Origin of the sequence: Methanoregula sp. (assembly GCF_049510175.1) — an archaeon.
Classification (GTDB): domain Archaea; phylum Halobacteriota; class Methanomicrobia; order Methanomicrobiales; family Methanospirillaceae; genus Methanoregula.
The window spans coordinates 1-24,882 of record NZ_JBEKZF010000002.1; the positions used below are offsets into that span (position 1 = coordinate 1).

At 56.2% G+C, this 24,882-nt stretch carries 29 protein-coding genes, 2 tRNA genes and 1 other RNA gene; 14 read left to right on the top strand and 18 right to left on the bottom strand.

Translation table 11 applies throughout. The features are described 5' to 3' along the window. Positions 1 to 138: 138 nt before the first annotated feature. The 6 genes from ABSG49_RS02925 to mptA all read right to left on the bottom strand — a co-directional run bounded on the left by ABSG49_RS02925 (position 139) and on the right by mptA (position 5,294). The gene (locus tag ABSG49_RS02925; protein WP_424024612.1) at positions 139 to 333 is read right to left on the bottom strand and encodes a hypothetical protein; all 195 of its coding nucleotides are present in this window, start codon (positions 331 to 333) and stop codon (positions 139 to 141) included. A gap of 16 nt (positions 334 to 349) precedes the next feature. Next, positions 350 to 1,276 (bottom strand): coenzyme F420 hydrogenase subunit beta, encoded by a 927-nt coding sequence (gene frhB, locus ABSG49_RS02930; protein WP_424024613.1) that lies wholly within the window; start codon positions 1,274 to 1,276, stop codon positions 350 to 352. Positions 1,277 to 1,287: 11 nt separating this feature from the next. Then, on the bottom strand, positions 1,288 to 2,064 hold the full coding sequence (gene frhG, locus ABSG49_RS02935) for a coenzyme F420 hydrogenase subunit gamma (protein ID WP_424024614.1): 777 nt from the start codon (positions 2,062 to 2,064) through the stop codon (positions 1,288 to 1,290). Between the two features lie 43 nt (positions 2,065 to 2,107). Beyond that, positions 2,108 to 2,647 (bottom strand): coenzyme F420-reducing hydrogenase, FrhD protein, encoded by a 540-nt coding sequence (gene frhD, locus ABSG49_RS02940; protein WP_424024615.1) that lies wholly within the window; start codon positions 2,645 to 2,647, stop codon positions 2,108 to 2,110. Positions 2,648 to 2,657: 10 nt separating this feature from the next. Next, entirely contained in the window at positions 2,658 to 4,025 is a 1,368-nt protein-coding gene (frhA, locus tag ABSG49_RS02945; RefSeq protein ID WP_424024616.1) for a coenzyme F420 hydrogenase subunit alpha, read from the bottom strand. A 294-nt stretch (positions 4,026 to 4,319) separates the two neighbouring features. Beyond that, positions 4,320 to 5,294, bottom strand: coding sequence for a GTP cyclohydrolase MptA (gene mptA, locus ABSG49_RS02950; RefSeq protein WP_424025139.1), 975 nt, complete (start codon positions 5,292 to 5,294; stop codon positions 4,320 to 4,322). A gap of 115 nt (positions 5,295 to 5,409) precedes the next feature. Here mptA and ilvC point away from each other — a divergent pair, with 115 nt between their 5' ends. The 4 genes from ilvC to ABSG49_RS02970 all read left to right on the top strand — a co-directional run bounded on the left by ilvC (position 5,410) and on the right by ABSG49_RS02970 (position 9,841). Then, entirely contained in the window at positions 5,410 to 6,399 is a 990-nt protein-coding gene (gene ilvC / locus ABSG49_RS02955) for a ketol-acid reductoisomerase (protein WP_424024617.1), read from the top strand. A 259-nt stretch (positions 6,400 to 6,658) separates the two neighbouring features. Beyond that, positions 6,659 to 7,993, top strand: a complete 1,335-nt coding sequence (locus tag ABSG49_RS02960; RefSeq protein WP_424024618.1) for a tyrosine-type recombinase/integrase — start codon at positions 6,659 to 6,661, stop codon at positions 7,991 to 7,993. A 547-nt stretch (positions 7,994 to 8,540) separates the two neighbouring features. Further along, positions 8,541 to 9,026, top strand: coding sequence for a flavodoxin family protein (locus tag ABSG49_RS02965; RefSeq protein WP_424024619.1), 486 nt, complete (start codon positions 8,541 to 8,543; stop codon positions 9,024 to 9,026). A gap of 200 nt (positions 9,027 to 9,226) precedes the next feature. Further along, entirely contained in the window at positions 9,227 to 9,841 is a 615-nt protein-coding gene (locus ABSG49_RS02970) for a translation initiation factor IF-2 subunit beta (RefSeq protein ID WP_424024620.1), read from the top strand. Positions 9,842 to 10,002: 161 nt separating this feature from the next. Here ABSG49_RS02970 and ABSG49_RS02975 read toward each other — a convergent pair whose 3' ends face one another. Continuing rightward, positions 10,003 to 11,256, bottom strand: a complete 1,254-nt coding sequence (locus tag ABSG49_RS02975) for a serine/threonine-protein kinase (protein ID WP_424024621.1) — start codon at positions 11,254 to 11,256, stop codon at positions 10,003 to 10,005. A gap of 100 nt (positions 11,257 to 11,356) precedes the next feature. Next, a complete protein-coding gene (locus tag ABSG49_RS02980) occupies positions 11,357 to 12,139 on the bottom strand; it encodes an FHA domain-containing protein (RefSeq protein WP_424024622.1) in 783 nt (260 codons plus the stop codon). Between the two features lie 347 nt (positions 12,140 to 12,486). Between ABSG49_RS02980 and ABSG49_RS02985 the strand changes: the two genes are divergently transcribed. Then, entirely contained in the window at positions 12,487 to 12,990 is a 504-nt protein-coding gene (locus ABSG49_RS02985; RefSeq protein WP_424024623.1) for a hypothetical protein, read from the top strand. 171 nt (positions 12,991 to 13,161) lie between these two features. Here ABSG49_RS02985 and ABSG49_RS02990 read toward each other — a convergent pair whose 3' ends face one another. The 5 genes from ABSG49_RS02990 to ABSG49_RS03010 are packed head-to-tail and all read right to left on the bottom strand — an operon-like array spanning position 13,162 to position 17,536. Then, positions 13,162 to 13,437, bottom strand: coding sequence for a DNA-directed RNA polymerase subunit L (locus ABSG49_RS02990; protein WP_424024624.1), 276 nt, complete (start codon positions 13,435 to 13,437; stop codon positions 13,162 to 13,164). Positions 13,438 to 13,495: 58 nt separating this feature from the next. Further along, complete coding sequence (locus ABSG49_RS02995) at positions 13,496 to 14,218, bottom strand: MBL fold metallo-hydrolase (RefSeq protein WP_424024625.1); 723 nt, start codon at positions 14,216 to 14,218, stop codon at positions 13,496 to 13,498. 1 nt (position 14,219) lies between these two features. Continuing rightward, the gene (locus tag ABSG49_RS03000) at positions 14,220 to 15,494 is read right to left on the bottom strand and encodes an ATP-binding protein (RefSeq protein ID WP_424024626.1); all 1,275 of its coding nucleotides are present in this window, start codon (positions 15,492 to 15,494) and stop codon (positions 14,220 to 14,222) included. A gap of 42 nt (positions 15,495 to 15,536) precedes the next feature. Continuing rightward, positions 15,537 to 16,412 carry a type II methionyl aminopeptidase gene (map, locus tag ABSG49_RS03005; RefSeq protein ID WP_424024627.1) on the bottom strand — a complete coding sequence of 292 codons (876 nt, stop codon included), beginning with the start codon at positions 16,410 to 16,412 and terminating at the stop codon, positions 15,537 to 15,539. Further along, positions 16,409 to 17,536, bottom strand: a complete 1,128-nt coding sequence (locus tag ABSG49_RS03010; RefSeq protein ID WP_424024628.1) for a M24 family metallopeptidase — start codon at positions 17,534 to 17,536, stop codon at positions 16,409 to 16,411. The genes map and ABSG49_RS03010 overlap by 4 nt, the downstream gene beginning before the upstream one ends. A gap of 60 nt (positions 17,537 to 17,596) precedes the next feature. Between ABSG49_RS03010 and ABSG49_RS03015 the strand changes: the two genes are divergently transcribed. From ABSG49_RS03015 to ABSG49_RS03045, 7 genes are all read left to right on the top strand, one after another. Beyond that, positions 17,597 to 17,863 (top strand): hypothetical protein, encoded by a 267-nt coding sequence (locus ABSG49_RS03015; RefSeq protein ID WP_424024629.1) that lies wholly within the window; start codon positions 17,597 to 17,599, stop codon positions 17,861 to 17,863. 27 nt (positions 17,864 to 17,890) lie between these two features. After that, positions 17,891 to 18,178 (top strand): hypothetical protein, encoded by a 288-nt coding sequence (locus ABSG49_RS03020; protein WP_424024630.1) that lies wholly within the window; start codon positions 17,891 to 17,893, stop codon positions 18,176 to 18,178. A gap of 100 nt (positions 18,179 to 18,278) precedes the next feature. After that, positions 18,279 to 18,351, top strand: a tRNA-Asn gene (locus tag ABSG49_RS03025). Positions 18,352 to 18,356: 5 nt separating this feature from the next. Beyond that, positions 18,357 to 18,431: transfer RNA gene (locus ABSG49_RS03030), tRNA-Ile, on the top strand. 106 nt (positions 18,432 to 18,537) lie between these two features. After that, positions 18,538 to 19,569, top strand: coding sequence for a hypothetical protein (locus tag ABSG49_RS03035; RefSeq protein ID WP_424024631.1), 1,032 nt, complete (start codon positions 18,538 to 18,540; stop codon positions 19,567 to 19,569). An 80-nt stretch (positions 19,570 to 19,649) separates the two neighbouring features. Further along, positions 19,650 to 19,960, top strand: an RNA gene (gene ffs, locus ABSG49_RS03040) — signal recognition particle sRNA. An 11-nt stretch (positions 19,961 to 19,971) separates the two neighbouring features. Then, positions 19,972 to 20,934, top strand: a complete 963-nt coding sequence (locus ABSG49_RS03045; RefSeq protein WP_424024632.1) for a malate dehydrogenase — start codon at positions 19,972 to 19,974, stop codon at positions 20,932 to 20,934. A gap of 32 nt (positions 20,935 to 20,966) precedes the next feature. Here ABSG49_RS03045 and ABSG49_RS03050 read toward each other — a convergent pair whose 3' ends face one another. Genes ABSG49_RS03050 through ABSG49_RS03060 form a run of 3 tightly spaced genes read right to left on the bottom strand, consistent with a single transcriptional unit; the run spans position 20,967 to position 22,056 of the window. Continuing rightward, positions 20,967 to 21,224, bottom strand: a complete 258-nt coding sequence (locus ABSG49_RS03050) for an elongation factor 1-beta (protein WP_424024633.1) — start codon at positions 21,222 to 21,224, stop codon at positions 20,967 to 20,969. Between the two features lie 3 nt (positions 21,225 to 21,227). Beyond that, entirely contained in the window at positions 21,228 to 21,389 is a 162-nt protein-coding gene (locus ABSG49_RS03055; RefSeq protein WP_299968223.1) for a zinc finger domain-containing protein, read from the bottom strand. A gap of 43 nt (positions 21,390 to 21,432) precedes the next feature. Next, entirely contained in the window at positions 21,433 to 22,056 is a 624-nt protein-coding gene (locus ABSG49_RS03060) for a uridylate kinase (protein WP_424024634.1), read from the bottom strand. 56 nt (positions 22,057 to 22,112) lie between these two features. On the opposite strand from ABSG49_RS03060, the gene ABSG49_RS03065 reads away from it, so the two are divergent. Then, positions 22,113 to 23,783, top strand: a complete 1,671-nt coding sequence (locus tag ABSG49_RS03065) for a phospholipase D-like domain-containing protein (RefSeq protein WP_424024635.1) — start codon at positions 22,113 to 22,115, stop codon at positions 23,781 to 23,783. A gap of 55 nt (positions 23,784 to 23,838) precedes the next feature. Here ABSG49_RS03065 and ABSG49_RS03070 read toward each other — a convergent pair whose 3' ends face one another. Both ABSG49_RS03070 and ABSG49_RS03075 read right to left on the bottom strand, forming a co-directional pair. Beyond that, on the bottom strand, positions 23,839 to 24,147 hold the full coding sequence (locus tag ABSG49_RS03070; protein WP_424024636.1) for a transcriptional regulator: 309 nt from the start codon (positions 24,145 to 24,147) through the stop codon (positions 23,839 to 23,841). Beyond that, entirely contained in the window at positions 24,144 to 24,389 is a 246-nt protein-coding gene (locus tag ABSG49_RS03075; protein ID WP_424024637.1) for a MarR family transcriptional regulator, read from the bottom strand. The genes ABSG49_RS03070 and ABSG49_RS03075 overlap by 4 nt, the downstream gene beginning before the upstream one ends. Before the next feature lie 71 nt (positions 24,390 to 24,460). On the opposite strand from ABSG49_RS03075, the gene ABSG49_RS03080 reads away from it, so the two are divergent. Continuing rightward, positions 24,461 to 24,832 (top strand): hypothetical protein, encoded by a 372-nt coding sequence (locus ABSG49_RS03080; protein ID WP_424024638.1) that lies wholly within the window; start codon positions 24,461 to 24,463, stop codon positions 24,830 to 24,832. Positions 24,833 to 24,882 lie beyond the last annotated feature (50 nt).

Below are 24,882 nucleotides of genomic sequence, written 5' to 3' on the forward strand. Positions count from 1 at the left end.
TTTGATAACCTTCGCAATTTCGAAGAACTTCGTTCTTCTCATGGCTCAGGTTTGATAACCTTCGCAATTTCGAAGAACTTCGTTCTTCTCATGGCTCAGGTTTGATAACCTTCGCAATTTCGAAGAACTTCGTTCTTCTCATGGCTCAGGTTTGATAACCTTCGCAATTTCGAAGAAACCTGATGGTTTCTTCTTCTGGTTCGGGTCTGATGACTCTCTCAACAATTCGAAGTTTCGAAGGTCGGCAGACCTGAGAAACGAGAAGACCCCGGGGGTCTTCGAAGAAATTCTGATGATTTCTTCTCGTGGTTCGGGTCTGATGACCCTCACCAAAAAAAAGGTAAAAAATTTAGATGTATGGGCTCCTGAGTGCCTTGCCGACACCGAAGGTCTTGCGGGCCTCGAGGGTTGCCTTGTTCTTCGTGATCTTCTCGTTTGCGAGCTTGGTCACCATTTCAAGGCCGGGCTTGACCTTCTCGATGGGCTGGGTCTCGAAGCAACCTGCTGCCATTGCCTTTGCCCAGACCGAGTCTCCGATCTTTGACCTGACAAAGACGGTGCTCCATCCATCGGGGCTGCCGACGGAACCGGTGGAGATGTCACCGAGGTTTGCAACGTAGTCAAGGCAGACGTGGCAGCCGGGCTGCTCGTACTTGTGGGTCACCTTGAGCGGCAGCTGGACGACCTGTCCGCGCTTGCCGTATACCCAGAACTTGCCCTTGCCGATCTCCATCTTCTTGACGGATTCCATCTTCATTGCCGCGTGGTCTTCCACGAGCTGGAGGATGCTCTGGTAGGGGAAGTTCTCCATGCAGAAGATACCGACTGCAAGTGCAATGCTGTCGCCGACATCACGGGCACCGATCGGGTAGAGCTGGAGTTTCCGGATTGCCTGCATCTGGCAGGGGGTACCGACGATACCAACCTTGTCGAGACCGAAGCTGCGGGTTGCCTCCTTGATCATGGAGACGTTCGGGCTGATGTTGTACTTGGTGCCTGCTGCAGCAATCAGATCAGCCTTGGTAGTGACGATCGCCGGGATGGGCCTCCAGGGCTCAATCATATCCCAGTTCGAGTTGTCCCTCATGATCTTTGACGGGTTCTTTGCTGCAAAGTCTTTGGTTGCTGCGACAATCGCGCCATCAATGATGCCTTCGTCAAGCGCAAATGCAAACAGCGAGGTGACGATACCGCCATCCTGGGCGTGCTTGAGAAGCTCCTTGTTGGTGCTCCGGGCTGAGACGCATGATTTGTATTTACCGAGTTCTGCTCCCATTTCAATCACCTTCACTGGAGTGCCGCCATGATGGCCTCGTTGATCGCCTCATAGTTCTCGACCACGTCGAAGCTGAACCAGCTCCGCGGGCACTGGTTGTAACAGGCACCGCACTTGATGCACAGGTCGCGCTCGCCCTGGGGCTTGCCGTACTCATGGGTAATTGCATTGACCGGGCAGGCTGCTGCGCAGCTGCCGCATCCAATGCAGAGACCCTGGTCGATGACATTGGTCATCAGGTCGCAGAAGCAGGCTGTCGATGCGCCGCAAGCAGTTCCCTGGACCGGGAGGGCCATGAGAGGCTTGAGGAATGCAGTCGCGAGGTCCTTCTGTTCCTTGGTTCCCTTGAGGAGCAGGTATGCCATAACGGCAACGTTCCTGATCATCTGCGGGGTCGGTGCGCATCCAGGGATGAACACGTCCACCTTGACCAGTTCGTTGATCGGCAGGTATGCCTCTTGTGCCGGCTGGTTCTGCTGACCACCGCGGCAGAACCGGGTGATGTTGCCGTAGCACGCGCAGCCGCCGAGAGCGACCACGATGGTTGACTTTTCACGGGTTTCCTTGAGCTCTTCTACTGCGAGTTTGTCGTTAATACAGACTGAACCCTCGACGAATGAAACATCGACTTTCTGGACGTGCCTTGCGTCTGCAAGTGTTGGCATGTACTTCAGGTCGACATACTTGTCGAGGAGTGTTAATAATCCGGCATAGTTGTCTGCTAATGCCACAGTACAACCGGTACACCCACTCAGGTGTGTGTAGCCCAATGTAATTTTGTCTGCCACAGGCTTAACCTCCTTTTTAGTTGAATCCTTTTTTACGCTTACGTCAGCTGTTTTTGCCGGAGCTGCAGGTTTCTGCGGTTCCGCGCTGGCGTCCTTCCTTTTGAAGATTGATAGTAGTCCCATAATCCACCCCTATTGTTTCCAGTATTACCCGAATCGTTTTCGGAATTGCTTCCTGAACTTCATCAGAAAGCCCGAGTTCAAACTCAGGGGCTGTAACCCTTGCCGGCTGGCACCCGATGATCGTTACGTCAATCCGGTCCTTGATCCGCTGGAGCGGCTCGGCGAGATCCCATGAATGGGCGTCCCGGTACGCACCTGGCGGCAGGTCCTCGACGCGGAGTTTGGTAATGGACCCCGGCTCTGCCCCGTAATCGGCAATATCGACGATGACGAGCTTCTTCGTCACTTCCGGGTCGAGCAGTGTAAAAATAAAGTGCGGGCCGCCAAGGCCCGCATCCACTATCAGTACATTGTCGGGAAGCGTGAGTTTCTCCATCTCTTCGATTACTGCCGGGCCAAAGCCGTCATCGGCAAACAGGGGGTTTCCACACCCTGCTATCACGATCTCCGGATACAGCATCAGGTTACACTCACTGGATGAGCTTCTGAGCCACTACCTTGTTGTCCTCGTCCAGTACGATCATGTGGGTTGCACAGGATACGCACGGGTCGTATCCGCGCATGATGACTTCGGCGAGCTGCCAGGGTGCACCGGTGAGTGCAGCGCTGCAGGTCGCGAAGTTCCAGGTGGTCGGGACGAGCATGCTGAAGTACTGGACCTTCCAGTCCTTGACGCGTGTAATGTGGACATCGGTACCGCGGGGGGCCTCGTTGGACGCCCAGCCGAGGGAGCCGTCTCCGTCGGGGATGTAGTCTGCAACGACCTTGCCGTTCGGGTTCAGGGCGTCAATGCAGTCGATCATCTCGTACAGGGAGTCAGTGTACTCCATCTCACGGGCAACGTTCTGGCCGACCGTGCCCTTCTCGTCGTAACCCTTGTAGGTTGCGAGACGGGCACGCGGGCCGACTTCAACAGGCTGGCCGTCGTACATCGGGATGCCGGTGCAGGCTTCCATCTGCGGGTTGACCTTGGTTCCCATCTTGGTGGTTCCGCCGATCGGGTACCGGGGCTCTTCGAGGGTAACGTCCATCTCGCCCATGTACCAGTCCCATGGCCGGACTTCCTTGAACCGGTCGATGTCCCAGCTGGGGCATTCGTCCAGGCTTGAGCTGCCGTAGAACGCGTGGGTTGCCAAGTAGCCCTGGTTGTGGTAACCGAGGGTCTTCGGGAGTGCGACCTTCATGCCGCCGACATCCACGGACTCGCGTGCCTGGTAGTTCCGGAGGATCGCGATCATGAGATCCATCTGGGCATGTGCAAGGACAAGTCCTTCCTTGGCAAGGTCGTACATCTTGGTCTTTGCCTGTTCGGAGCAGTTGCGGTACATACCACCGACACGGGTGTTCCGCGGGTGGATGCAGTCGCCGCCGGCGATCTGGCCAACAGTCTGGCCGATCTCACGGAGTCGCTGGATGCGCTTTGCAACGGTGCGCACCGGCTCTTCTGCCGTGAACGGGTTGATCTTGACCTCGGTGCCCGGTAAATACAGGTCAGGGAGAATCAGGATATCATGCAGTGCAATGCTGTGCAGCCGGTTTGCGAGCTGAAGGATGTGACGGAGCATCAGTGCGTCCTTGGGAATCTCACACTTGATGGATGCTTCCATCGCTTCGGTGGCCGCGAGGTTGTGGGCAATCGGACAGATACCACAGACGCGGGACGCGATCTTGGGCACCTGCTCGGGCGTCTTGCCAACAGCAAGCTTCTCGACGCCCCTCACCGGGGTAATGGAGCACCAGTTACCCGTCTCGATGATACCAGCGTCGTTAACCTTCAAGACGAGTTTTGAGTGTCCCTCGTGTCTTGTGGTTGGGGAAATCTCTACAACTTTCGACAATATTATCGCCTCATGTTATGTTGAGTTGTTCGTATTGCGGTACAAATTTATGAAAGATCTCTCATCTCTAGAGATAATTGACCGTACATAGTACGTTCACTCTATCTTGTACCACCCATTTTATAACCTTTATGACTTGGTCGCAGGGCGGAAAACACCACAAATTGAGGTTATTTTCATCTGCCTATCCCGAAATCAGCAGATCCTGAATATTCGGCGCAAAACGGTCCCGAAAACTTAAATAAAAACGGAATTTTTTAATTTTGTAATTATTTTTCAGGAATAAAAAAAATTTCACTCGGTATTGTGCTTGTCCCCGTTCAGTTCATCGAACAATTCGGCAATCGTGGCCCTGCGTTCAGCATAGGCATCGTGCTGGTGGATGCTCTCCTCGTTGGTCTGCTTGATCGTGACCATGGAATCGCCGGAGAGGTACTCGAATTCGGCCAGTACTTTCTTCGCCATCTCCCGCACGCAGTCTTCAACAAACCGGGGATTTTTATGCGCGGCAAGCACCACGGCGCCTTCATCGCCGCGCTTCAGGAGCTCGTAGATGCCGCTGCTCATCGAGTCCTTGAGGATACAGATGATCTTCTCGAGGTCCACGTGCTGGTCATCATCGGTCTCGATGCAGAGGAACCCCCTGCCGCGCTGGTTGTGGGTGGCCATGGGTACTGCGTCAAAGAACTCGTCGATCTTGTCCTTGCTGACATCGAGCCCTTCGAGGACCCGCATGGCGCGCTCCTTCATGATATTCTGGGCGCAGGGGCAGGCAGTCATGCCCGTAACCTCCGCGCCGATGCTCTTTCGCACGATCGGGGTCCGGAACGTCCTGCGGGCGATCGCCCGTGCATGCACCTTGACGACCTCGTGGCAGGTGGTATGGCTGATCGGGGTCTCGCGCTTGACCATGAACTCGCTGCGCATGAGGACTTCAGTCCGGTCCGCGTATTCATGCTTGTCGAGAAGCTTGCGGGCGACAATGCTGCAGAGTTTCTCAATCTCGTTGACTTCCCCATCAATCGCCTGCTGGAGAACCTCGTCGATCACTTCAAAATTGCGGGACAGATTCGCGCCCTTGAGGCTGCCGGGCAGGTCGACGAACACATCGAAATTGGAGATAAAGATCATCGGCCGTTTCCCTTTGCGGTGTACTTCAACGAGCTTCTTGACGTTTTTCACGCCGACCCTCGTGAGGTTGATCCGGACGTCGGGAGATGAGGCCTGGACGTCCGGCAGTTCTTTGCTGAAGGATGATTTATCGGATATCGAATCAGTTGGTGTGCGGGTAATAGGTCATCGCATCCAGATGGTTTTCGTGTGTCTCTTTAGTCTTTTCATATAATATTTATGTGCTTTGTTGCTGATATCAAAGGGATCACCTATGTTAAAAAAGTACTATGAGGCAGATGCGGATCTCGGCGTGCTGAAAGGCAAGAAGATCGCCGTGATCGGCTACGGGTCGCAGGGCAGGGGGCAGTCGCTGAACCTACGGGACAGCGGGCTCGACGTCGTGATCGGGCTGCGCCCCGGGAAGAGCTGGGATGCGGCGGTCAAGGATGGCATGAAGGTGCTGAAGGTTGCCGATGCGGTGAAGGGCGCCGACATCATCCAGATCCTGCTTCCTGACGAGCTCCAGGGCGCGGTGTTCAAAAGCGAGATCCTCCCCCACCTCAAGGAAAACAAGTGCCTCATGTTCTCGCACGGGTTCAACATCCACTTCGGTCAGATCGTCCCACCGGCAACGGTCGACGTGATCATGGTCGCGCCCAAGGGACCGGGTTTCATGGTGCGCCGGCAGTATGAGGAGGGCAAGGGTGTGCCCGCGCTCATTGCCGTCCATCAGGACCCCACCGGGAACGCCCACAAGATCGCCCTAGCCTATGCCAAGGGTATCGGCGCGACCCGCGCTGTCGTCCTCGAGACCTCGTTCCGCGAGGAGACCGAGACAGACCTCTTTGGCGAGCAGGCGGTGCTCTGCGGCGGCTGCACGTCACTTGTGAAGGCCGGGTTCGAGACCCTTGTAGAAGCCGGCTACGAGCCGGAGATGGCCTACCTTGAAGTCTGCCACGAGCTGAAATTGATCGTCGACCTCATCTACGAAGGCGGCCTCACCAACATGCGCCAGTATATCAGCAACACGGCGCAATACGGCGACCTCACCCGGGGACCCCGTGTCATCGGGCCGGAAGCCTACGAGGCAATGCAGGAGATCCTCGAGGAGATCCAGAGCGGGAAGTTTGCCCGGGAATGGATGCTCGAGAACATGGTGAACCGCCCGATGTTCACTGCCCTGACAAAGGCGGATGAGGACCACCTCCTCGAGGAAGTGGGCAAAGAAGTCCGCGGCATGATGCCGCAGTTCCGTCAATAATCCTTTCTCCCTTTTTGCTTTGCTCTTTAGAAATCATTCTATCCTCTTTATGACGCTCTTGGGGAGACTGCCGTTCCCGAAGGGAAGGGCAGGCTGGAGAAGAACCTGAAGGGTTCTTCGACTGGATTGTTTTCGTAGGATCCTGATGGATCCTTCTCCTGCCTCGGCTCTGATGAGTCTCAGCTTTTTCGAAGAACTCTGATGATAACACATTGACAACTGGGAAAAACTCATTATCCCACCCCGCGTATATTCCAGTATGGGAAAAATCGCTGACTATCTGAAGAATTACAACAACAGCGGCACGGCACAGGGCTATTACTCCGCCGTCTATCACTTCATTGACTTCATCTACGGAAAACAGCGGAAATTATACCGCGTCGGCGATGGGGAACGGGAGAAATACGAGAAACTGGTTGATAAATACCTCGAATCAAAACGGAATTACCCCGAAGATATGGCCAACTTTGTTGTATCCATGCACGACCGCCCCCCGTTGACCGCTCGACACACTTTCATCCGCGTTAAGGAATTTTTCAACTACTACAACAGGGAATTGTCGTCAAAGGATTTGAAATTCATACGCAACAAACTACCGAAGGGGAACGCTCGGACGATGGAACGGGACATGGACATTGAAACCATCCGGACAATCCTCCAACATCTCGACGTAAAAGGGCGGGCGCTGGTCTTGGTTCTCGCGTCGTCAGGCATGAGGATAAATGAGGCTCTCTCTGTTACCCTCGATGATGTAGCCCTTAACGTTACCCCCTCCTGCATCTCCGTTCGGGGAGAAAAAACAAAAACGGGGGACGCCCGTATTACCTTCATCTCATCGGAAGCAACACAAGCGGTGAACGAATGGCTCAAGGTGCGGGGCGATTATCTCCGCTCGTCGGCGAAACGCAACAATGGCCTCGTAAAAAGCGGGCGCGGTGGCAAAAAGTCAGGAGATGACGACGGTCGGTTGTTCCCGTTCAGTGACCAGAACGCGAGCGCGATTTGGGACACCGCCCTGGGCAACGCGGGGCTCCTCTCACGGGATAAAACCACGAATAGAAAACAACTCCATTATCACCAGTTCAGAAAATTCTTCATTAGTCAACTCTCCCTCATCGTATCGAAGGAGATTGCCGAAATGCTTGCAGGTCACAGCGGCTATCTCACAGGGGCTTACCGTCGATATACGAAAAAGCAACTTGCCGAAGAATACCTCAAAGGACAGCACCTCCTGACGATACAAACGCCGAAGGAATTACAGGAAATTGAGTCCGAATTTAAGGCGAAGATGCAAAACCACAGCGAGATTATTGAGGATTTGGTAAAGGAAAAAATCGCTTTAAAACAGCAGATGGCCGCAAATCACGACGAAATGAAGCGGGAAATTGAAGACATGCGCTTCGTTTTTAACAATATGTATTTGATAGCCGATGCTGTCGAGGGAGCACTAAAAACGGGCTCCGACGAGGACAAAAAGAAGATTATCGCCGCGTTGCAGAAAGTCTCCCGAGAACATCCCGTAAAAGATTCCCACGGTCCCAACGTTATGATTGAGATTCCAAAAGAGTATGATTGGAGAACCCCTGCCGAATAACCTTTTTTGCGATTTAAACCACCGTGGCGTCCTTCCTATACCCCCTCTAATGATGGCATCCCCGCAACAAAGACCCCCCTGCCTGTGGCGCGGGGGTCGGCTTGTGGGGACGGGAGGGGAACCCACTCATACGGCAAACTTGTAACTCAAAAGACTCCCACGGCCGCAGCGGGCGTGGGGGTGGGGCCGCCCCGTAGGGGCGCCCCTCTCGGCTCATGTAGAGTAACTCGGAAAATATCATGTTTGGAAAATATCATGCTTGACCCAAACCCCCGAATCCTGCCTACGAAATCACACGTCAAGACCCGTTATTATTACTACCCGTAATAGGAATTGAGGTTGTCACAGTTGACTGTGTATTTTCTGATGAGTTCTTCTCATCCTCATGGCTCTGATGAACCATTCAGAGGCGCAAGAGGGGGAATCATCTCAGGAAAAATGGTTTTCTACAGAACGTCTTTTTATCATTGAAACAATCTGATATACCTCCCTCACCAGCACAACCCCATTCATAGTTTTTTTAATCCGTTCCTCCTATACTACCACAATGAAAATCTGCATCATCTATCACAGCGAGACCGGCAATACCCGCCACGTGGCCCAGCATATTGCCTCGGCGTGCGATGGGAAGCTGATCGAGATCATGGACAAGGGCAGCTATAACCGGCTGACCCGGTTCCTTGTCCGGTGCAAAATGGCGCAGGGGGAAGAGAAGATACCTGTCGAACCGGCAGCCATCGATGTCTCCGGTTACGACCAGCTCGTGTTCGGTTCTCCGGTCTGGGCGTTCAGGCCGACGCCGGCAATCCACGCCGCGATCGATGCGCTGAAAGGGTGTGAGGGAAAGAAGGCGACCGCGTTCTGCACGCACGGTGGCAGACCGGGGCAGACCGCCGAAGTCTTCCAGAAATGGATCGAGGCACGCGGCATGAAATGCGTGGGGAACGGCAACATCCACCAGAACGATATCGAGAACGAGAAGAAGACCAGGGAACTGGTCTCCCTCCTGATCAAGGACTTACATTCCGCATAATTCCAGCCCCCGTCCGGTGGTGCGGACCCGGGGCATATCCCCTTTTCTCGCAGGGGTGTTGTTTCTTCCTTAAAAATCGTGGGAATACGCGCCGTATCTCCTGCATCGTGCATAATCCTGCCGCAAAAACTCCGTATACGGCTGCCTGTTGTTACCGGGGAAAGCCTTTTTGTCAGCCGGCGCTATTATTGTATACAATTATGACGGACCCGTATGAAAAACTCCTCAAACAGGCCTATTCCAATATCACGGAAAAGACCGAGTCCTCGGAACGTTTTGTAGTCCCCGAGGCGAAGGCCTATGTCGAAGGCAAGACGACCGTCCTTGAAAATTTTACCGATATCGTAGGGAAGGTCCGCCGCGAACCAGACCACCTGATGAAATTTCTGCTCGGTGAACTGGGCACCAGCGGGAAGATCGACGGGAACCGCGCGATCTTCAACGGGAAGTTCGAGATCACACTCATCAAGGCGATCATCAAGAGCTATGTCGAGGACTACGTGATCTGCTCCGAGTGCGGCAAGCCGGACACGCGCCTCGTGAAAGACGACCGGGTCATGATCCTCCGGTGCGATGCCTGCGGGAGCCACCGCCCGGTCCGGAAGCGGAAGGCCAGAACCGAGCCGGTATCGGAGAACCTCGAGGAAGGCCAGATCATGGATGTCGAGATCCAGTCGATCTCGAAGCGCGGCGACGGGGTCGTCAAGATGGGCCGGTACATCATGTATGTGGCCAATGCAAAGCCCGGCCAGAAAGTAAAGATCAAGATCTCCCGTATTTCGGGATCCATCGTCTTCACCGAACGGGCGGAATAATCCCCTCTCCTTTTATATCAGCTGTTTTTTTTAAGAAACGATTCTGATAAGTTGACGGATAGCAGGAAATTTTTTTGAGATGAAAAACCGGACATCAACCGTTAATGTATCAGAACCAGGTGGATCATTTCGATGCTATAGTGCAGGAGTCAATCGCCCTTTTATCCTCTTGTATGAACCGATTCAAGAGCTTCAATCAGGGATGCGACCGAATCGTACCGTTCTTCCGGTCTCTTTCTCAGGCATTTTTCGATAATGGCAAAGATCTCCTTTTTATGGGTTCCCTCCCATGAGGGTTGCGGAACCTTGTCATAAAGAAGTGCCTGGGTGAGGTTGTGCAGGTCCCCATCCTCAAATGGCACGTTACCGTTAAGCATCTCATACAGGAGTACCCCGATCTGGTAGATATCGGTTCCAGGCCCCGGTGTGCCGTACATTTTCGGAGCTATCTGTTCGGGTGCAGCATATACCGGGGAAAACCCGATCATGCTGGATTTTCTCATATCGTCAATGGCTCTGGCCATCCCCCAATCCGTGATTTTGGGCGTCCCGTCAGCAGTGATGAGGATGTTATCCGGCTTGATATCACGGTGGATGATCCCCTTCCCGTGGGCATAGGCAAGGCCTGCGGCAACATCCCTGGTGAGGGCGAGTGCCTGGTCCTCGGGTACCGGGAAGTGCATATCCGCAAGCGATGACGGTACATACTCCATCTCGACATACGGGACCGGAAGGATGTTGTAGGAAAAGATCTCGAGGATGTTTTTGTGATGGAGCCCCTGCCACAGGAAGATATCCCGGGAAAAATGTGTGCCCGTTACATCGTCAAATCGTATTGGTACTTTGACGGCAACGGTCTTTTTGGTCTTTGCATTCTGTGCACGGAAGACACGGCCAAGCCCGCCCTCTCCGATGAATTCGGCATGGATAAACCTCTTTTCGAGCGACGGGGGAAACTGCACTGCAGGGCCCTGCTGCTCCTTTTTTGCACGGCTGGCAGGTGCATCTGAAACCGGGCCGATCACCGTCTTGTTTCGTGACGCGTCCCCATCCGGTCTTTTTTTCCTGGATGCAGCAGCATATCGGCCCCGGATCAGGACATAGAGAAGTGCGCACAGACCGGCACACGCACTACCGAAGAGCACGAGGAGCCAGAAGACGGGGATCGCGATCATCGGCCGCGGGATAACGCTTTTTACCACGGCCTGGAGAAGGGCTGTCCTGTTCTGCCGGACCGGTGGCAAGGTGAGGGTTTTTTCCTGCGCAGCTTTGATTACGGTGGCTGCCGTATCCGGTCCATAGGTAACCGGCATACTGCCGGTCATGACCGTGCTGCCCTGTACGGAAATCCCCAAATACCCGTATGGTGACGTGCCGCGGTCTTCTGCCGTTGCCAGTGACTGTACCTGCATCATCAGGACAAGGAGAACCAGGACAGGAACTAGTACACGGGTTATGTGTGGAACTATCTGCGGCGTGATAATGTTTCCTGCAGGTAAAATCCGCCCGGACATTTCAGTCCCCGGCCACGAACAGCAGCCGTGCAGCATCCGGACCCACCGAGAGATCGATGATGTCACCGCTGGAAATCGCAGTTCTCTGGCGGGGGTTCAGGCGCACGGAGTTTACAAATGTTCCACCGGTACTGCCGTTATCCTCGATCTCCCAGGATTCCCCGGTGCGTACGAGCACCGCATGGGGTTTTGTGACCCGTGTCACTGCCTTGTACTGGTCCGGCACAACGGCAGCCCCCCCGCGTTCCGGCAGCGGGTGATCAGGATCCTCCCGCCCGATCCGTATCCGATCTTTTTTAAGAATGAATGCGAGACCGTCTGCCGGGCCCCCGATGAGGCAGAGGAGGGGCCCGGTTTCCCCGGCGGTTTTTGCGACCTCAGATCGCGCTGACTCGATGCGCCTGCGGATATCATTATACCCCGGGGGGATTGCAATGCTGGAGAACAGGCCCAGGGTTTTTACCAGGGTCTCCATCCCGCCGTCGGCCAGCAGGTATTTCCAGACCGGGGCAATGCCACGGTCGGTCTCCCGGCCGAACCCCGCGTTCCTCCTGACAAGGCCGGTGTTGAGGAGCCGGTCCATGTGTTTTTTTGTGTTCTGGTAGGTCATGCCGGTGTGCTCGGAGATGGCCGTGATCTCCCGCGGCTCGCGCTCAATGAACTTGAGGATTTTCAACCGGACCGGGCTGGACAGGACTTCCAGGTATTCGGATAATTCTGAAAGGAACTCCGGGTCGGATGAAACAAGGACGGTTTTTCTTTCGGGTATGGCAGAACACCCCATTCTCTTTTATTATAATCCCCTTACCAGGACGTTCTACGGTAGTATCGTCCTGACGAGTAAAAAAAAGGTTGGTATCCGGCTAAGAGCCGTTACCCGGTGATGACCCGGACAGGACCCGGGGGACGGCGCGGAGAATATGTAATAAAAACCGGTGGATACGGAACGGTTGCTTGTTCCCTCTCCTGTTGCCGGCGATTCCCCTGGCCGTATTGATATAACTCCCGGGTTCAACGTTTACCCGGTGCATGGTACACGGGATACCGTTCCCATTTTACGAATACATAAGCTCCTTGAAGCAACTGGTGATCAGGGTGGGGAGAACCCACCGGCACAAATGGAGGAACACCATGAACCACAAGACCATTATGAAAGGCGCACTTCTCGCCTTCTGTATCATCGGCGTGCTCATGCTCCCGGCAGCGGCAGCAGGGCAGGCAGCCACGACGTCCGCCATCGACCAAGGACTCAAAGACGATCTCTGGGCCAGCCACAGCACGTACCGCCTGCAGGAATTCGACAACCATGTCACGCAGGCAAACAATGTGATCGGCATTCTCGGCAAGTACAGCATCGATACGACCCAGGCGCAGGCAACCCTTGCGAGCATCAGCAGCGAACGCTCGGCGCTTGACACCGCACTGACCGGTAAGGATCAGGCCTCTCTCAAGACCATCAACGCGAACCTTATATCGCTCTGGAAACAGTTCGATCAGGAGATGAAGGACGCCGTCAAGGCACACTATACCGCAGCCCGTGCAGCAGCAAAGGCAGCAAAAACCAGTGCGGCCAAGACGGCAGGCACTGCGACCAGCCCGGTCGTCAGCCCGTCAGCAACTACAGCAACCGTGTGAGCACACAGCAGGAATAACACTCACACGCTTTTTTCCCGTTTCAGTTGAGGTTATCCGGTTCAGGGAGGTGTTTCCCGCTGCCGCGATTGACGGGTACAGTACACGGGAAGGAATGGTGAGGTATTAAGCAGGACAAAAAAGTATCGGGAGGGGAAAATACCGGCCCGGGGATCAGGCTTTTGACTTCTTTAACCCCTTGAGGAGCTCGTCGCAATGGCCGGTGATCCGCTTGCAGGCCTTCTTGATGATGGGCAGGGCGTTTTTCTTGTTCCTGGTGGTGACGAGGAGTTCCGGGTCCGAGAACTGGAACTCGATGTTGTATCGTGCGACGTCGACGTCGTGGTCACTTAAGATCTCTTCAACAAGGGCGTTCATGAACGTGTGCCCCTCCCCCTGGATGATGAGCCGCACCTTGTCTTTCTCGAGCTCGAGTACTTTTACAATCATGCACCTATGTTTGGGCACCTGAAAACTATTAAGGTATGGGTCGGGCTGCGAGGGGGATTTACGGGAACTCAAAAGTCTCCCCGTCTTTCCCGGTGTGGGGGAGGTCCCATGGCATCATATGGCTCATGTGCACGCACCGGAAATCGGCCGGGGCAAGGCGCCCGGCAAGCATGCAGGCATCAAGGTAGTTCATGTGCTTGGAGATCCTGATGCGGGAAGGCACGAGAGCGTCGAGCAGGAGGAGGTCGAGGTCCCCGAGGAGGTCCAGGCTCTGTTGCGGGATGTCGATGTTGGTGTCGGACGTGAACCCGACCCGGGACTCCTCCGTTTCAAAAAGTATGCCGCAGGTGAACGCCGGTGGGTGTTTGACCACAAACAGGGTGATGGTGATACCGAAGATATCGAACGGCACATACGGATCGATTGCGCCCTTCTCAAAACTCAGGAACCGGAATACCTCCGAGCAGTAGGTGAGCACCGGCGGGGCAGCAAAGACCGGCGGGATATTCTGGACCCGGTAGAACTCGCCGAACCCGATGAAGTGATCATAATGTCCGTGGGTCCAGATCACCGCGTCGATATGGGGCGAGCCGCAGCGGAGGAGCTGCTGCCTCAGGTCCGGCGACGAATCGATGAGGAGGTGGCGCCCCCCGTTTTCCACGAGAAGCGAAGTCCGCAGCCGGGTGGCGCCGGTCGATTTCGCGTGCGTGCACTGGGGGCAGTCGCACCCGATGCGGGGCGTGCCGATCGCATCGCCGGTGCCAAGCAGCGTGATCTTCATGTTATAACCAGTTCTGGTGCCGGATTGCGTCCCGGTTCCGAACCATGGTGATGCCCTTCTCGATGTCGTCCAGACGGATCTCCTCCCGCTTGTCCATGAGCGCCGAGAGGATCGCTTCCTTGATCATCATGCGGAGGTCCGAGCCGGAGAACCCTTCGGTCTTTTTCGCAAGCGCCGCATAATCGACCGTGCAGTGGAGTGTGGAGGTCACCTTCTTTATGATGTCCCTGCGCATCTCCTCGTCGGGAAGGGAGAACGCCACCACTTCATCGAAGCGCCGCCAGGCCGCCTCATCGAGCAGCTGCGGGTGGTTGGTGGCACCGATCAGCAGCACGCCGTTCTTTATCAGGTTGATCCGGTCGATATTTTTTAAGAGTGAGTTGACCGCCCGTTTCATTGCGCCGTGGTCATCGGTGGTGCGGCTCTTTGCCACGAAGTCGAACTCATCGACGAAGAGGATCGCGGGCGAGAGCTGCTTGGCGAGATCGAAGATGCGGTCGATGTTCTTGGAGGTCTCCCCGAGGTACTGGGACGTGACCATCGAGAGGCGGACCTCGAGGACCGGCATGTGCATGGTGCGGGACATCGCGAGGGCGAGCGAGGTCTTCCCCGTGCCGGGCGGGCCGACAAACAGGAGCTTGCCGATCTCGTAGATCCGGTGGCGGTGCAGGAACTCCCGGTGGTCGAGGGCATGCTGGAGCTTGCCGATGAGCGCAAGCTGGTCACTCGTGCAGACAAGGTCTTCGATATGCTGCTCGATCTCGTCGGGAGCGCTGACGATGACAAGGTCCAGCGCCCCCCGGAGTTTCTCATCCTCGCTGACCAGTTTCGAGATCTTCGTATCGAGATATGCCTTGGTGTCCTCGTAGGGGGGGTTTGCCTTCCGGACCCCGGCATAGGTAATGCCGTTGGAGCCGGCCTTCTCGAAATAAAAGGCGAGCGCCGGGTTCTTTTCGACGAACGGCTTGCCGCCCTGTTTGAGGAACCACTGCCCCGCCGGCTCGAGAGCCGTGATGCGGAGCCGCTGGCCGAACTCCTCATAGGAGACGAACGGGTTGGAGGCGAGCCGTGTGTGGGCGTCGGCAATGGAAAGGGAGCGCTTGATCAGACCGTCGCTGACATAGACCGGGCGCCTGACATCCGCTGCACCGGCGGAACTGAAGATTTCACGGCACGGGGGCGTGAGGTCGTTGATGTCGAGCTCTGGGTTCTGATTGAATATTTCGGCGGTCAGAACGATCTCCATGATGCGCAGGGTATCAGAATCTCCAGACATGGCGTAACCTTAATTATTCTCCCCCGGCATGCATAAGTCTTCTCATCGCGTGGTCACGATGCAGCCGTCGCCTGTTACAATGACGGTGTGCTCGTGCTGGGAGACAAGGGAACCGGCAACATCAGAAAGGACGGGATAAACATGCAGGTTGCCGGACCGGATCAGTGCAGGAAGGGCGAGGTCCAGTTTCCTGTCGCCAAGCCAGCGGTGGGAGAACGGCAGGCCGTTGCGGTCCCTGATCTTGTCAAGGATGATACGGCCTGCGGGGGCCCGTACGGGCCGTGCTGAGAGCTGGGAGTAGATCTCCATCCTCGTCTTCTCTTTCACGTGGCCGCAGCCGGTGGTGGCGAACGGTTCTATGGCAAAGACCATCCCCTCCTCGAGAACGCCGCCGCCTTTAATCCCGATGTTGGGAATGGTCGGGGAGCGGTGGAGGACGTAGCGGTCCAGCCCGTGGCCGGTGAGGTTTGCGATCGGGCGGTATCCCCGTCCCTCAATCTCTTTCTGGACGGCAGCCCCGAGTGCTCCCGCGGTTGCACCTGGCTTTACCTCACGGATGGCAGCCTCCAGCGCCCCGGATGAGGCGTCGAGGAGCAGGGAGTTGTTCCCGAGGTCGATCGTGGTCGCTGTGTCCGCGATGTACCCGTCGATCTGCACGCCGAGGTCGAGCTTGGCCACGTCGCCGTTCGAAAAGACGCGCTCGTCATCGTAGGAGGCGGTGTCGTGTGCAGCATCCTCGTTTAAGGAGAGGTTGAGCGGGAACGCGAGCGCCGCCCCTTCATCCCTGACCCGGGCCTCGATCGATTCGACGAGCCCGAGATAGGATTCCCCGACCCGGATCCCCTGCGCACCCTCCCGCAGGATCCGTGAGGCGAGGGCGCCGGCAGTGCGGTATTTTTCAAAAACTTCGTCATTCACAAGACCAGCTCCTCCGGAAATATTGTGAACTTATCAAAACCCCGTGCGGTAACGACTCCTATATCTTCGAGCCGGACCCCGCCGGTCCCGGGGTAATAGAGACCCGGTTCCACCGTGATCACGTTGCCGGCGGCGAGCGCTTTTCCCGCAGGGCCCACGGTCGGGAGCTCGTGTATCTGCAGGCCTACACCGTGCCCCAGGGTATGCACGAACCCCCTCGTATTGCTCTCGTATCCCCGCTCCGCGAAGAAGTCGACGACGGCCTGATATACCTCCGATCCCGGAACCTTCGGTTTCACAAGAGCGATCGCGAGACGTTTTGCCTCGCGCAGGGTCTCGTACATCTCGCGGATCTCGTCCGTGGCTTCGCCTTTGACAACCGTGCGGGTCATGTCGGCGTAATAGCCGCTTTTCTCCTCCACCGGGAAGAGGTCGATGATGATCGGTTCGTCTGCATGGAGGGGACCGGTGCCGGTCATGTGGGGGATCGCAGTATCCTCCCCGCACGAGACGATCGTATCCACCGCCGTGCAGCCGCAGGCAAGCAGGTGACTGTGCATCACAAATTTCACCTGTTCTGCCGTGAGGGGCATGCCCTTACGGTAGAGCACTCCTTTTTTTGCCACGGACTTTTTGATCAGCGCGACACCGAGCCCCAGTGCAGTCTCCGTCACTTTCTGGACACGTCGCATTGCTGTGATCTCTGCCCTTGTCTTCTTGGCTCTCATGGACAGGACCGTCCCGCTGTCCACGGAGACGGTGCAGTACTTGCCAAGTGCACGGGCAAGCCCGAGCGGGAACTGGGGCGGCACGAGGATCTTCTTCCCCGCCTGGCCCGCGATCATCTTCGCGGTCGCACGGGAGGGGTCCTTCTCCTTTTTCAGGATCTCCGGAAAGCCGGCTTCGGCCCGGGTCATGACTGCAGCCGGGGACTCGCGGGATGCGCGCCCGACTTCCATCTGGGAGATGATGATGGTGCCGTTTTCGCCCGGCTTTTTGAAATAAACGAACGGGTCGCTCGTGGTGAACTTCGTCAGGTACCGCATATCGGCGTCGTGCGAGGAGGCATACATGACGTAGGCTTCGGCCCCGCTCTTCTTGATCGCATCGGAAAGTGGATCCATCTGTCTATATATGTGCAGTGAAACGTCAAGTACTTTTATTCCGGAGGTGACCTAGAAGCGATGGACGCAAAAGCCAAAGACCTGTTCCGGTGGAAATTCTACCGTCTTGCGGTGGAGCTGAATATCATCATCCTCCTTGTTGCCGTATCCGTCCTCCTCCTCTTCATCCTGCCGGAACGGCTGGTGGGTTACCGGTTTCCCCTGATCGCGGTCATGCTCCTTGCCGCTGTAATCCTGTCCGTTGACTTCCGGAAGCATTACTTTGAAACCCGGGCATGGCTTCATGAGCAACCGGATAAAAGGGAAGCTGGGCAAAAAGATGAGTAGTACCCCCAGGAGCGGGTGAGGGAGCACATGCTTGAAAAGATGAAAGACGAGATTGAACTGGTCTGCCGCCACCTCGAAGTGGCACGTGCAGTGGCAGATCACCAGCCGATCGGGATCATGAAACTCTCCGAGCTGCTGGAACAGCCCTCCCACCGCATCCGCTACTCCCTGCACGTGCTGGAGCAGCTGGGATATATCCGTGCATCACCCGATGGTGCAGTGGCGACTGCCCGGGCCGTCGAGCTGTTTGGCCACCTGAACGAGGACCTGGATGAACTTGTCCGGATGCTGGAAACGATGAAGAGGGATGCATAGCCCGGCGATTGTTCCCTCCAGGAACGATCTCGCCGTCATGACGGCCTCATAGTTACCTTTAAAAGTACTCAGAAAGAATCTATTAGAACGCATTGAGCGTGCCTCCCTAACTCAGTTGGTAGAGTGTCGGACTGTTAATCCGAATGTCACAGGTTCGAGCCCTGTGGGGGGCGTTTAGGGGCCCGTAGCTCAGTCCGGTTAGAGCGCCCGGCTCATAACCGGGCGGTCATGGGTTCGAATCCCTTCGGGCCCACTGCCAGTTTTTCACTTTTTTTCCGAACCGCCGGTTTTTTCTACGGCCGGCCGCGTGCAGCACTGTTTGAAAACCTTTGTATCATGGGACATGCATAGGAAGCAGCATGAAGTGTCCCGTGTGCGGGATGGACTGTGTGAAATCCGCAAAGGACATCCTTGCCACGCTCCCGACCATCTTTTTACCCTGCGCAGACTGCAGTGTGCGGATACTGGACAAGCGCCTGCCCCCGCCATCTCCTGAGTATGGGGAGCCCTGCTCCTGCGGGAAACGGTTCATCGACGAAGTATTTGCCCACATCTGGGTGGTCATGGTGGAGGAAGGGGACCTGAAAAAGACGGACCCGCTGATCGCGGCGGGATCGCCCCTCGTCCACCCCGGGTTTGCCATGGAACGGCCGCCGTTTCTTCCTGACAAGTCTCTTGTCCTTCTCTCGCCCCGGGTGACAAGGAAGACCGCGGAGCGCCTCGTGCGGGAGGTTCCCGAACTGCGGGGGGTGGTCAGGACCGGTGACTTTGTCCCGGGGATAACGACGGCAGACCTGAATTCAGTACCGAAAGTATACGAGCTCCTCGCCGGCTGCGATGTCCGGGCGGACGTCTTCCCGCTGGCCACGGGCCCGCTGGTGATGTACAAGCAGCAGTCGCTTGTCCACATCGAGTTCCCCCGGACAGGCTACCCGAAGATCCGCTCCGTGGAGCAGCATGTCGGAACCCCCCCCGTGCCGTATTTTATCGATGCCTGTTCCGGCGTTGGGACCCTCGGTCTCACCGCTGCATGCCTTGGCGTCCCCCACGTCGTCATGAACGATGCCTGGTACGCCTCGGCCTTCTGGTCTGCCTTCAACCTCGAGGTGAACCGGGAGTACCTCTCCATCAGCCGTGTAAAGATCTTCGAACAGGTCCAGGACATGGCAAAGCACCCGGTGGTGCGGGAACCGGTAAAGATTGCAGAGACCGAAGGCGACCAGATCATTGAGGTATACCAGGGAGATTTCCGCGAGCTCCCCTCAGTGCTGGTGTCGGGGATTCCCCCGCTGACCGCGCTCGACCTCTTTGAAAAGAAGGACCGTTTTGCGACTGAAAAGATCCAAAAAGAATGGCGGGACCGGGTGGGCGGCGATATTTTCATACCGTGAACCGGGTTTTTCTGCCGGGACCGCGTGGCTCTTTTCCCGCACAGGGTAACAAGTCTTTATTGACCGGTGTACAAAAGTATATGGGGACTAGCCCGGGTGGCTCGGCGTCACTTGTAACCCGAAACCGTCGGTATGCGGGGGGCGAAGTTTGACTGAGGCTGCAACGGCCTGCGGGATCCTGTGCGTTCTGACTGTGAAACCTCGTCCCATGAGGTCGATGGCCAGGAATCAAAATTCCGGAGGGAATGGCGACCTGTTGCTGCGGGGACCGGTTCAGGCCCGGAAGGGAGCAGACTTACCGCAGACATCCGGCGCCCATGGGGTAACGGGGCGGAGGATGAGTGCTTTGGTGAACGGAGAAACGTACAGTCGATCGAGAACACGTCCCCATTTACGATTACCATGGCAAAAGTGACCATTATCGGTGCAACGGGCAATGTCGGGATGTTTGCCGCTCATGCCATTTCGGCAATCCCGCCTGTCAGCGAGATCCTCCTGTATGGAAGGGAAGGCCGGGAATCTCTTCTGCGTGGTATCGCACAGGACCTGTGCGATTCTTTTGCCGCACTGGGGACAGATATCCGGGTCAACTGGACGACAAACTTACAGGACGTTGCCGGGTCTGATGTCATTGTCATAACCGCCGGATCACCGCGTACCCCGTCACAGGACCGTCTTGACCTTGCGATGGGCAATGCACGGATTGTCGCCTCGTTTGCCGAGACGATCGGTGCGGTTGCGCCCGATACCAAAATTCTCGTGGTCACGAACCCGGTCGATGTCATGACCAGTGTTGCCCTGAAATACTCGAAGCTGAAAACCAGCCAGGTCTTCGGTCTCGGGACGCACCTGGACTCGATGCGCCTCAAGTCGCTTATTGCCTCGTATTTCCACGTCCACGTGAGCGAGGTCCATACCCGTATAATCGGGGAACACGGCGACAGCCTGGTCCCGCTCTGGTCAGCGACCACCATCGGTGGTATCAGGATCTCGAACCTGCCGGAGTTTGCACACCTGCCGATCAAGGAGATCATCGAGTCGGTCAAGGGCAGCGGCCAGCAGATCATCCAGAACAAGGGCTCCACCGTGTATGGGCCCGGGGAAGCGATTGCATCCCTTGTCAGGACCGTGCTGTCGGATGAAAACCGCATCCTGACCGTTTCCGCCTATATCCGGACGGAAGTGCACGGGATTGGCGCTGTCTGTATTGGCGTCCCTGCCCGCATCAACCGGGACGGGGTCTTCCCGATTGCCATACGGCTTGATGAACCGGAAGTCATCGCGTTCCAAGAGTCCGTGGAAAAGATCCGCGTCAGGACGAAGAGCGTGCTCGAAGCGCTGGAAGAAGAGAGAAATAAGGGATAATAAAAAAATAAAAAACCGTCTGAACTGGTTTTTTATGTCAACGTTACTTCTATGATCTCTGCCCGTTCAACACCGGGTATTGCACTGATCTTTGTTTCAAGGGTGTCCGTTTCTCCACCGGCATCATTGACGATTGCGGCGAACTTGATGGCCTTAAGGCCAAAGCCGATCGGCTCTTCCCTGATATCCTGGATGCCGGGTAATTTCTCTTTGAGAGCCTTTTTGAGCTGCTCGAGATTCACTTCCGGTGACTCGGGCATGACCCTCATAATGACTGCGACACTCCCCATGTTTTACGGTCCCCCGAATCCGCATTTGGGGCAGGTATAGGGGATGCTCTGCTCCCGGCACCGGTAGCACCGGTTGATCTCAACACCGCACGCGGGGCAGCCGAATTCCGTTGCGCCCTCATCTGCAAGCGGAGCATTGCAGGACGTACATTTCTTATCTGACATGATGACTCCTCCAAGGATTCCTATAGTATCTCTTTTGGAACCTTTAAAAGGTTGTACTGATGCGGGTGCCCGGGACCGGATCCCCACGGAGGTATTTAATGAGAAATTCCGGGCGGGATCCATTGATTATGAACGTATCGACCTGCTTTTCGAGGACATAAGAGATGAGCAGCGGGTCGACCACGTCCGTTTCCCGGGGGAGGTCTATGTGCTCCTGCAGAATGCCGCCATCCATAATCCCGTCCACGGATTTGAGGAGGAGGAGATCGAGGCGGAGTTCCGCTGCCGTCCATGCTGCGATGGTGTCGGAAGTGACGTCCCACGAGTGGGGGAGGGGGTCCTGCTCCCGCAGGCTGCGGCCGGAAAGGAAGATAACGGGCTGGTCCGGCACTACGAGACGGTCTGTTATGGGAAGCCCGTGCGAAGCGATGTAGCGGCCGTACCGGTCCATGGCCGCTATCGCCGCCCAATGGGCGGTCTCATCATCGAGACCGGCCTGCCGCACGGCATCAGTAAAGGGTCCCCCGCCGGGGACGATGAAGAGCGGGCACATGGATGAACGGAGGATGGGGACCAGTCCTGGAACATGGTTGTACAGGCTCCCCCCGAGTTTCACTACAAGGGGTTTTGTTGTCAATCCGGAAGGGGTTCGGAGGGTGATTGTCATATCACTCTGATAATATTTCGCATATTATATATCGTAGAGCGGCAAACGAAGTTTCTATGCGCCGGCTCCTCGTCTTCATCATGTTCCTGATGTGCGTAGTGCACGCGGGAGCGACCGTCCCTGTCCGCATCAATGAGTTCTGCCCGGATCCTTATCTTCATGATGATGCCGATGAGTATATTGTCCTTTCCGGGTTCGGCCCGCTGGACGGGATTACGGTAACGGACGGGAAGGGAGGGTTCCGGTTCCCTCCGGGTACGACCATCTCGGGGAATCTTACGATTGCCCGGAGCGGGACCGCGTTTGTGCAGAGCCATGGGAGGCCGCCAGATTTCGAATGGCTGGACACGTCACCGGATGTACCGGATGTGATCAATGGCAAACCCCTCCGCATGGCCAACGCGAATGATTCACTGATGCTCTACGAGAACGGGCAGCTCGTCCAGAAGATCACATGGCCCGGCACCGTCAGGCCGCGTGAAGGGCAGGTGCATTTCCTTGAAGGTGATGCATGGGACCCGCGCCCCCTCATGCTTGGCCAGTCCCGCTTCACGCCAGCGGAGTTCCGGAACGTGACGGTGACGACATTCGTCTCCCCCGATTGTTCGGACGAGGTGTTCAGTTCGGTCATCAGTAATGCCACGGGGGATGTCCTGCTCAACGTGTATGAGTTCTCGAGCCCTTCGATGGCAGACGCGCTTGCCCGCGCCCGGGCCCGGGGTGTTGATGTGCGAATGCTCGTCGAGGGTGGACCGGTAGGCGGCATCGGGCTGGAAGAGAAGGCGGCGCTGTGGCTGGTGAACCGGAGCGGCATTCCCGTGTACGCAATGGTCTCGTCAAAAACCGTGCATGCCCCCTACCGCTACGACCATGCCAAGTACGTGGTGATCGACCGTCGCACTGTTTTTGTTGTCAGTGAAAATTTCAAGTACAGCGGTTTTGCACCGGAGGGGATAACGGGTAACCGGGGGTGGGGCGTTGTCCTGACGGACCCTCAGACGGCTTCGTATTATGCATCCGTGGTATTCACCGATCTGCAGGGCCCATCGGTAGTCCCCTACGCGGGTGAACCGGGCAGAAACGAGACGCCGCCTGCAGAAAAACATGCCGTGAAGTTCTCACCGCAGACATTTGATGGGGCAACGGTTCATCCGGTCCTGGCACCGGATACCAGCACCCAAATCACGGAGCTTATCACTTCCGCGAACTACAGCATCGATATCGAGGAGGCCTACATCACCAACGAGACGAGGTTCACCCTGAACCCGTATCTTTCCGCAGCGATCAATGCCTCGCGGCGCGGAGTCAGGGTCCGCGTCCTGCTGGATTCCTATTGGTACAATATCGATGGGAAGAATGACAACGACGAGATGGTTGCTTTGATCAATCGCATCGGGGCTGCCGAACACCTCCCTCTTGAGGCACGGTGTGCAGAGCTCCGCGAAAACCAGATCGAGAAGATCCACACCAAGGGGGTGATTGTCGACGGGAAACGGGTCCTTGTCAGCAGCATCAACTGGAACAGCAACTCTCCCAATTTCAATCGCGAGGCGGGCGTTATCATCGACCATCCGGGAGTTGCCGGCTATTTCATGGCGGTATTCGAGGACGACTGGAATCCCGCCGTCACATCCCCGGAGACAACGGCAGATCACCTCAAGATCGCATTGTGTGTACTGGTAATTGCAGTCCTGTTGGTATACGGGTACCGTCACAGGAGAAGGTAAGTTTCTCCATATCAAGGCTGGCGGAGAAAAGAGTCGGGAGTTCAGAGTCGGGAGTTCAGAATTTTTTTAATGCACACTGGCATACATCGCAGAGGTTAATATCGCTCTCCCCGGTCTCTACGGCCAGCGCCCAGCGGTCGATCATGAGATCCAGTTCTGAGGAGATCTCGACCTCGCCTGCCCCCCGCTTCCTGCTCATGTACTGGGAGACTGCTGCACGGGTGACGCCAAGCCGTTTTGCTGCATCGCTCTGGCTCAGTCCCTGCCTCTGTACCAGCCGGACGACCATCTCGGCCCGCATCGGGGGCAGGAGGTTCCTGACCATAGTGTCGCAGTGCATCAGGGTACAGGTATGTTTCGTCATACAAACGCCTGCTGGGGTTTGGCTGTCTGTGCAGTCCTGTTCTGGTAGATGATCTGGCGCGCATCACGGAAGTTGAACTTCTCGATAATAAGCTCGCGTTCCTTGAGTTTCTTCAATGCATAGCGCACGGTTCGCGGCGCAAGGTGGCTTTTCTGGACGAGATCCTTGTGGGTCATCGCTCCGCCTGCATCCAGTATCTGGAGCACCGTCCTCGATGAGGGTGGTAATGTTGTAGGATACATGGTGATAGTGTTAACACTGTTAACATATCAACCTGTCGGTAATTTATATCATTATTTTTATACAATCTGGTATGCTCGGGCGTCAGGAACGCGTGGCCCTGCTCCTGCTGGTGGGAGTTGCCGTGACGGTTGTTGCAGCACAGGTCGTCCTCACTATGATCGGAAAACAACCCTTCGCTCACCCGTTTTCCGAAAACTCTGCGGATGGTGAACTGGTAATCGTGGAAGGAGCTGTTGAGAAGGCCACGCTCATAGAAAATGGTGGCCACCTCGCCCTGCAGGTAAACAATATCTCCGTGTTCATTCCTGCAACGGCTGCCCGGAACCTGAGCGTGCATAAAGGCGACAGCATTCTGGCGTATGGTATCGTCCAGACGTATCGCGGAAAGAAAGAGATCGTCATCAGTTCTGCTGAAGATATACGCATCACGACAATCCCTTGATGCGGTATTTTCGCAGATTCCGGTGTGAAGCCGGCAAAAAGAGATCGTCT

Bases quoted from the DNA above. Each gene is read 5' to 3' on its own strand.
- ABSG49_RS03010 (WP_424024628.1), bottom strand. From the start codon at position 17,536: ATGGATCCACTTTCCGATGCGATCAAGAAGAGCGGGGCCGAAGCCTAC.
- ABSG49_RS02965 (WP_424024619.1), top strand. From the start codon at position 8,541: ATGAAAATCTGCATCATCTATCACAGCGAGACCGGCAATACCCGCCAC.
- ABSG49_RS03015 (WP_424024629.1), top strand. From the start codon at position 17,597: ATGGACGCAAAAGCCAAAGACCTGTTCCGGTGGAAATTCTACCGTCTT.
- frhB (WP_424024613.1), bottom strand. From the start codon at position 1,276: ATGGGAGCAGAACTCGGTAAATACAAATCATGCGTCTCAGCCCGGAGC.
- ABSG49_RS03050 (WP_424024633.1), bottom strand. From the start codon at position 21,224: ATGGGGAGTGTCGCAGTCATTATGAGGGTCATGCCCGAGTCACCGGAA.
- ABSG49_RS02985 (WP_424024623.1), top strand. From the start codon at position 12,487: ATGAACCACAAGACCATTATGAAAGGCGCACTTCTCGCCTTCTGTATC.
- ABSG49_RS03000 (WP_424024626.1), bottom strand. From the start codon at position 15,494: ATGTCTGGAGATTCTGATACCCTGCGCATCATGGAGATCGTTCTGACC.
- ABSG49_RS03065 (WP_424024635.1), top strand. From the start codon at position 22,113: ATGCGCCGGCTCCTCGTCTTCATCATGTTCCTGATGTGCGTAGTGCAC.
- ABSG49_RS02960 (WP_424024618.1), top strand. From the start codon at position 6,659: ATGGGAAAAATCGCTGACTATCTGAAGAATTACAACAACAGCGGCACG.
- ABSG49_RS02995 (WP_424024625.1), bottom strand. From the start codon at position 14,218: ATGAAGATCACGCTGCTTGGCACCGGCGATGCGATCGGCACGCCCCGC.
- ABSG49_RS03080 (WP_424024638.1), top strand. From the start codon at position 24,461: ATGCTCGGGCGTCAGGAACGCGTGGCCCTGCTCCTGCTGGTGGGAGTT.
- ABSG49_RS03020 (WP_424024630.1), top strand. From the start codon at position 17,891: ATGCTTGAAAAGATGAAAGACGAGATTGAACTGGTCTGCCGCCACCTC.
- ABSG49_RS03045 (WP_424024632.1), top strand. From the start codon at position 19,972: ATGGCAAAAGTGACCATTATCGGTGCAACGGGCAATGTCGGGATGTTT.
- ABSG49_RS03060 (WP_424024634.1), bottom strand. From the start codon at position 22,056: ATGACAATCACCCTCCGAACCCCTTCCGGATTGACAACAAAACCCCTT.
- ABSG49_RS03070 (WP_424024636.1), bottom strand. From the start codon at position 24,147: ATGACGAAACATACCTGTACCCTGATGCACTGCGACACTATGGTCAGG.
- ABSG49_RS03035 (WP_424024631.1), top strand. From the start codon at position 18,538: ATGAAGTGTCCCGTGTGCGGGATGGACTGTGTGAAATCCGCAAAGGAC.
- ABSG49_RS02990 (WP_424024624.1), bottom strand. From the start codon at position 13,437: ATGATTGTAAAAGTACTCGAGCTCGAGAAAGACAAGGTGCGGCTCATC.
- ilvC (WP_424024617.1), top strand. From the start codon at position 5,410: ATGTTAAAAAAGTACTATGAGGCAGATGCGGATCTCGGCGTGCTGAAA.
- ABSG49_RS03075 (WP_424024637.1), bottom strand. From the start codon at position 24,389: ATGTATCCTACAACATTACCACCCTCATCGAGGACGGTGCTCCAGATA.
- frhD (WP_424024615.1), bottom strand. From the start codon at position 2,647: ATGCTGTATCCGGAGATCGTGATAGCAGGGTGTGGAAACCCCCTGTTT.
- ABSG49_RS02980 (WP_424024622.1), bottom strand. From the start codon at position 12,139: ATGGGGTGTTCTGCCATACCCGAAAGAAAAACCGTCCTTGTTTCATCC.
- ABSG49_RS03055 (WP_299968223.1), bottom strand. From the start codon at position 21,389: ATGTCAGATAAGAAATGTACGTCCTGCAATGCTCCGCTTGCAGATGAG.
- ABSG49_RS02970 (WP_424024620.1), top strand. From the start codon at position 9,227: ATGACGGACCCGTATGAAAAACTCCTCAAACAGGCCTATTCCAATATC.
- ABSG49_RS02975 (WP_424024621.1), bottom strand. From the start codon at position 11,256: ATGATGCAGGTACAGTCACTGGCAACGGCAGAAGACCGCGGCACGTCA.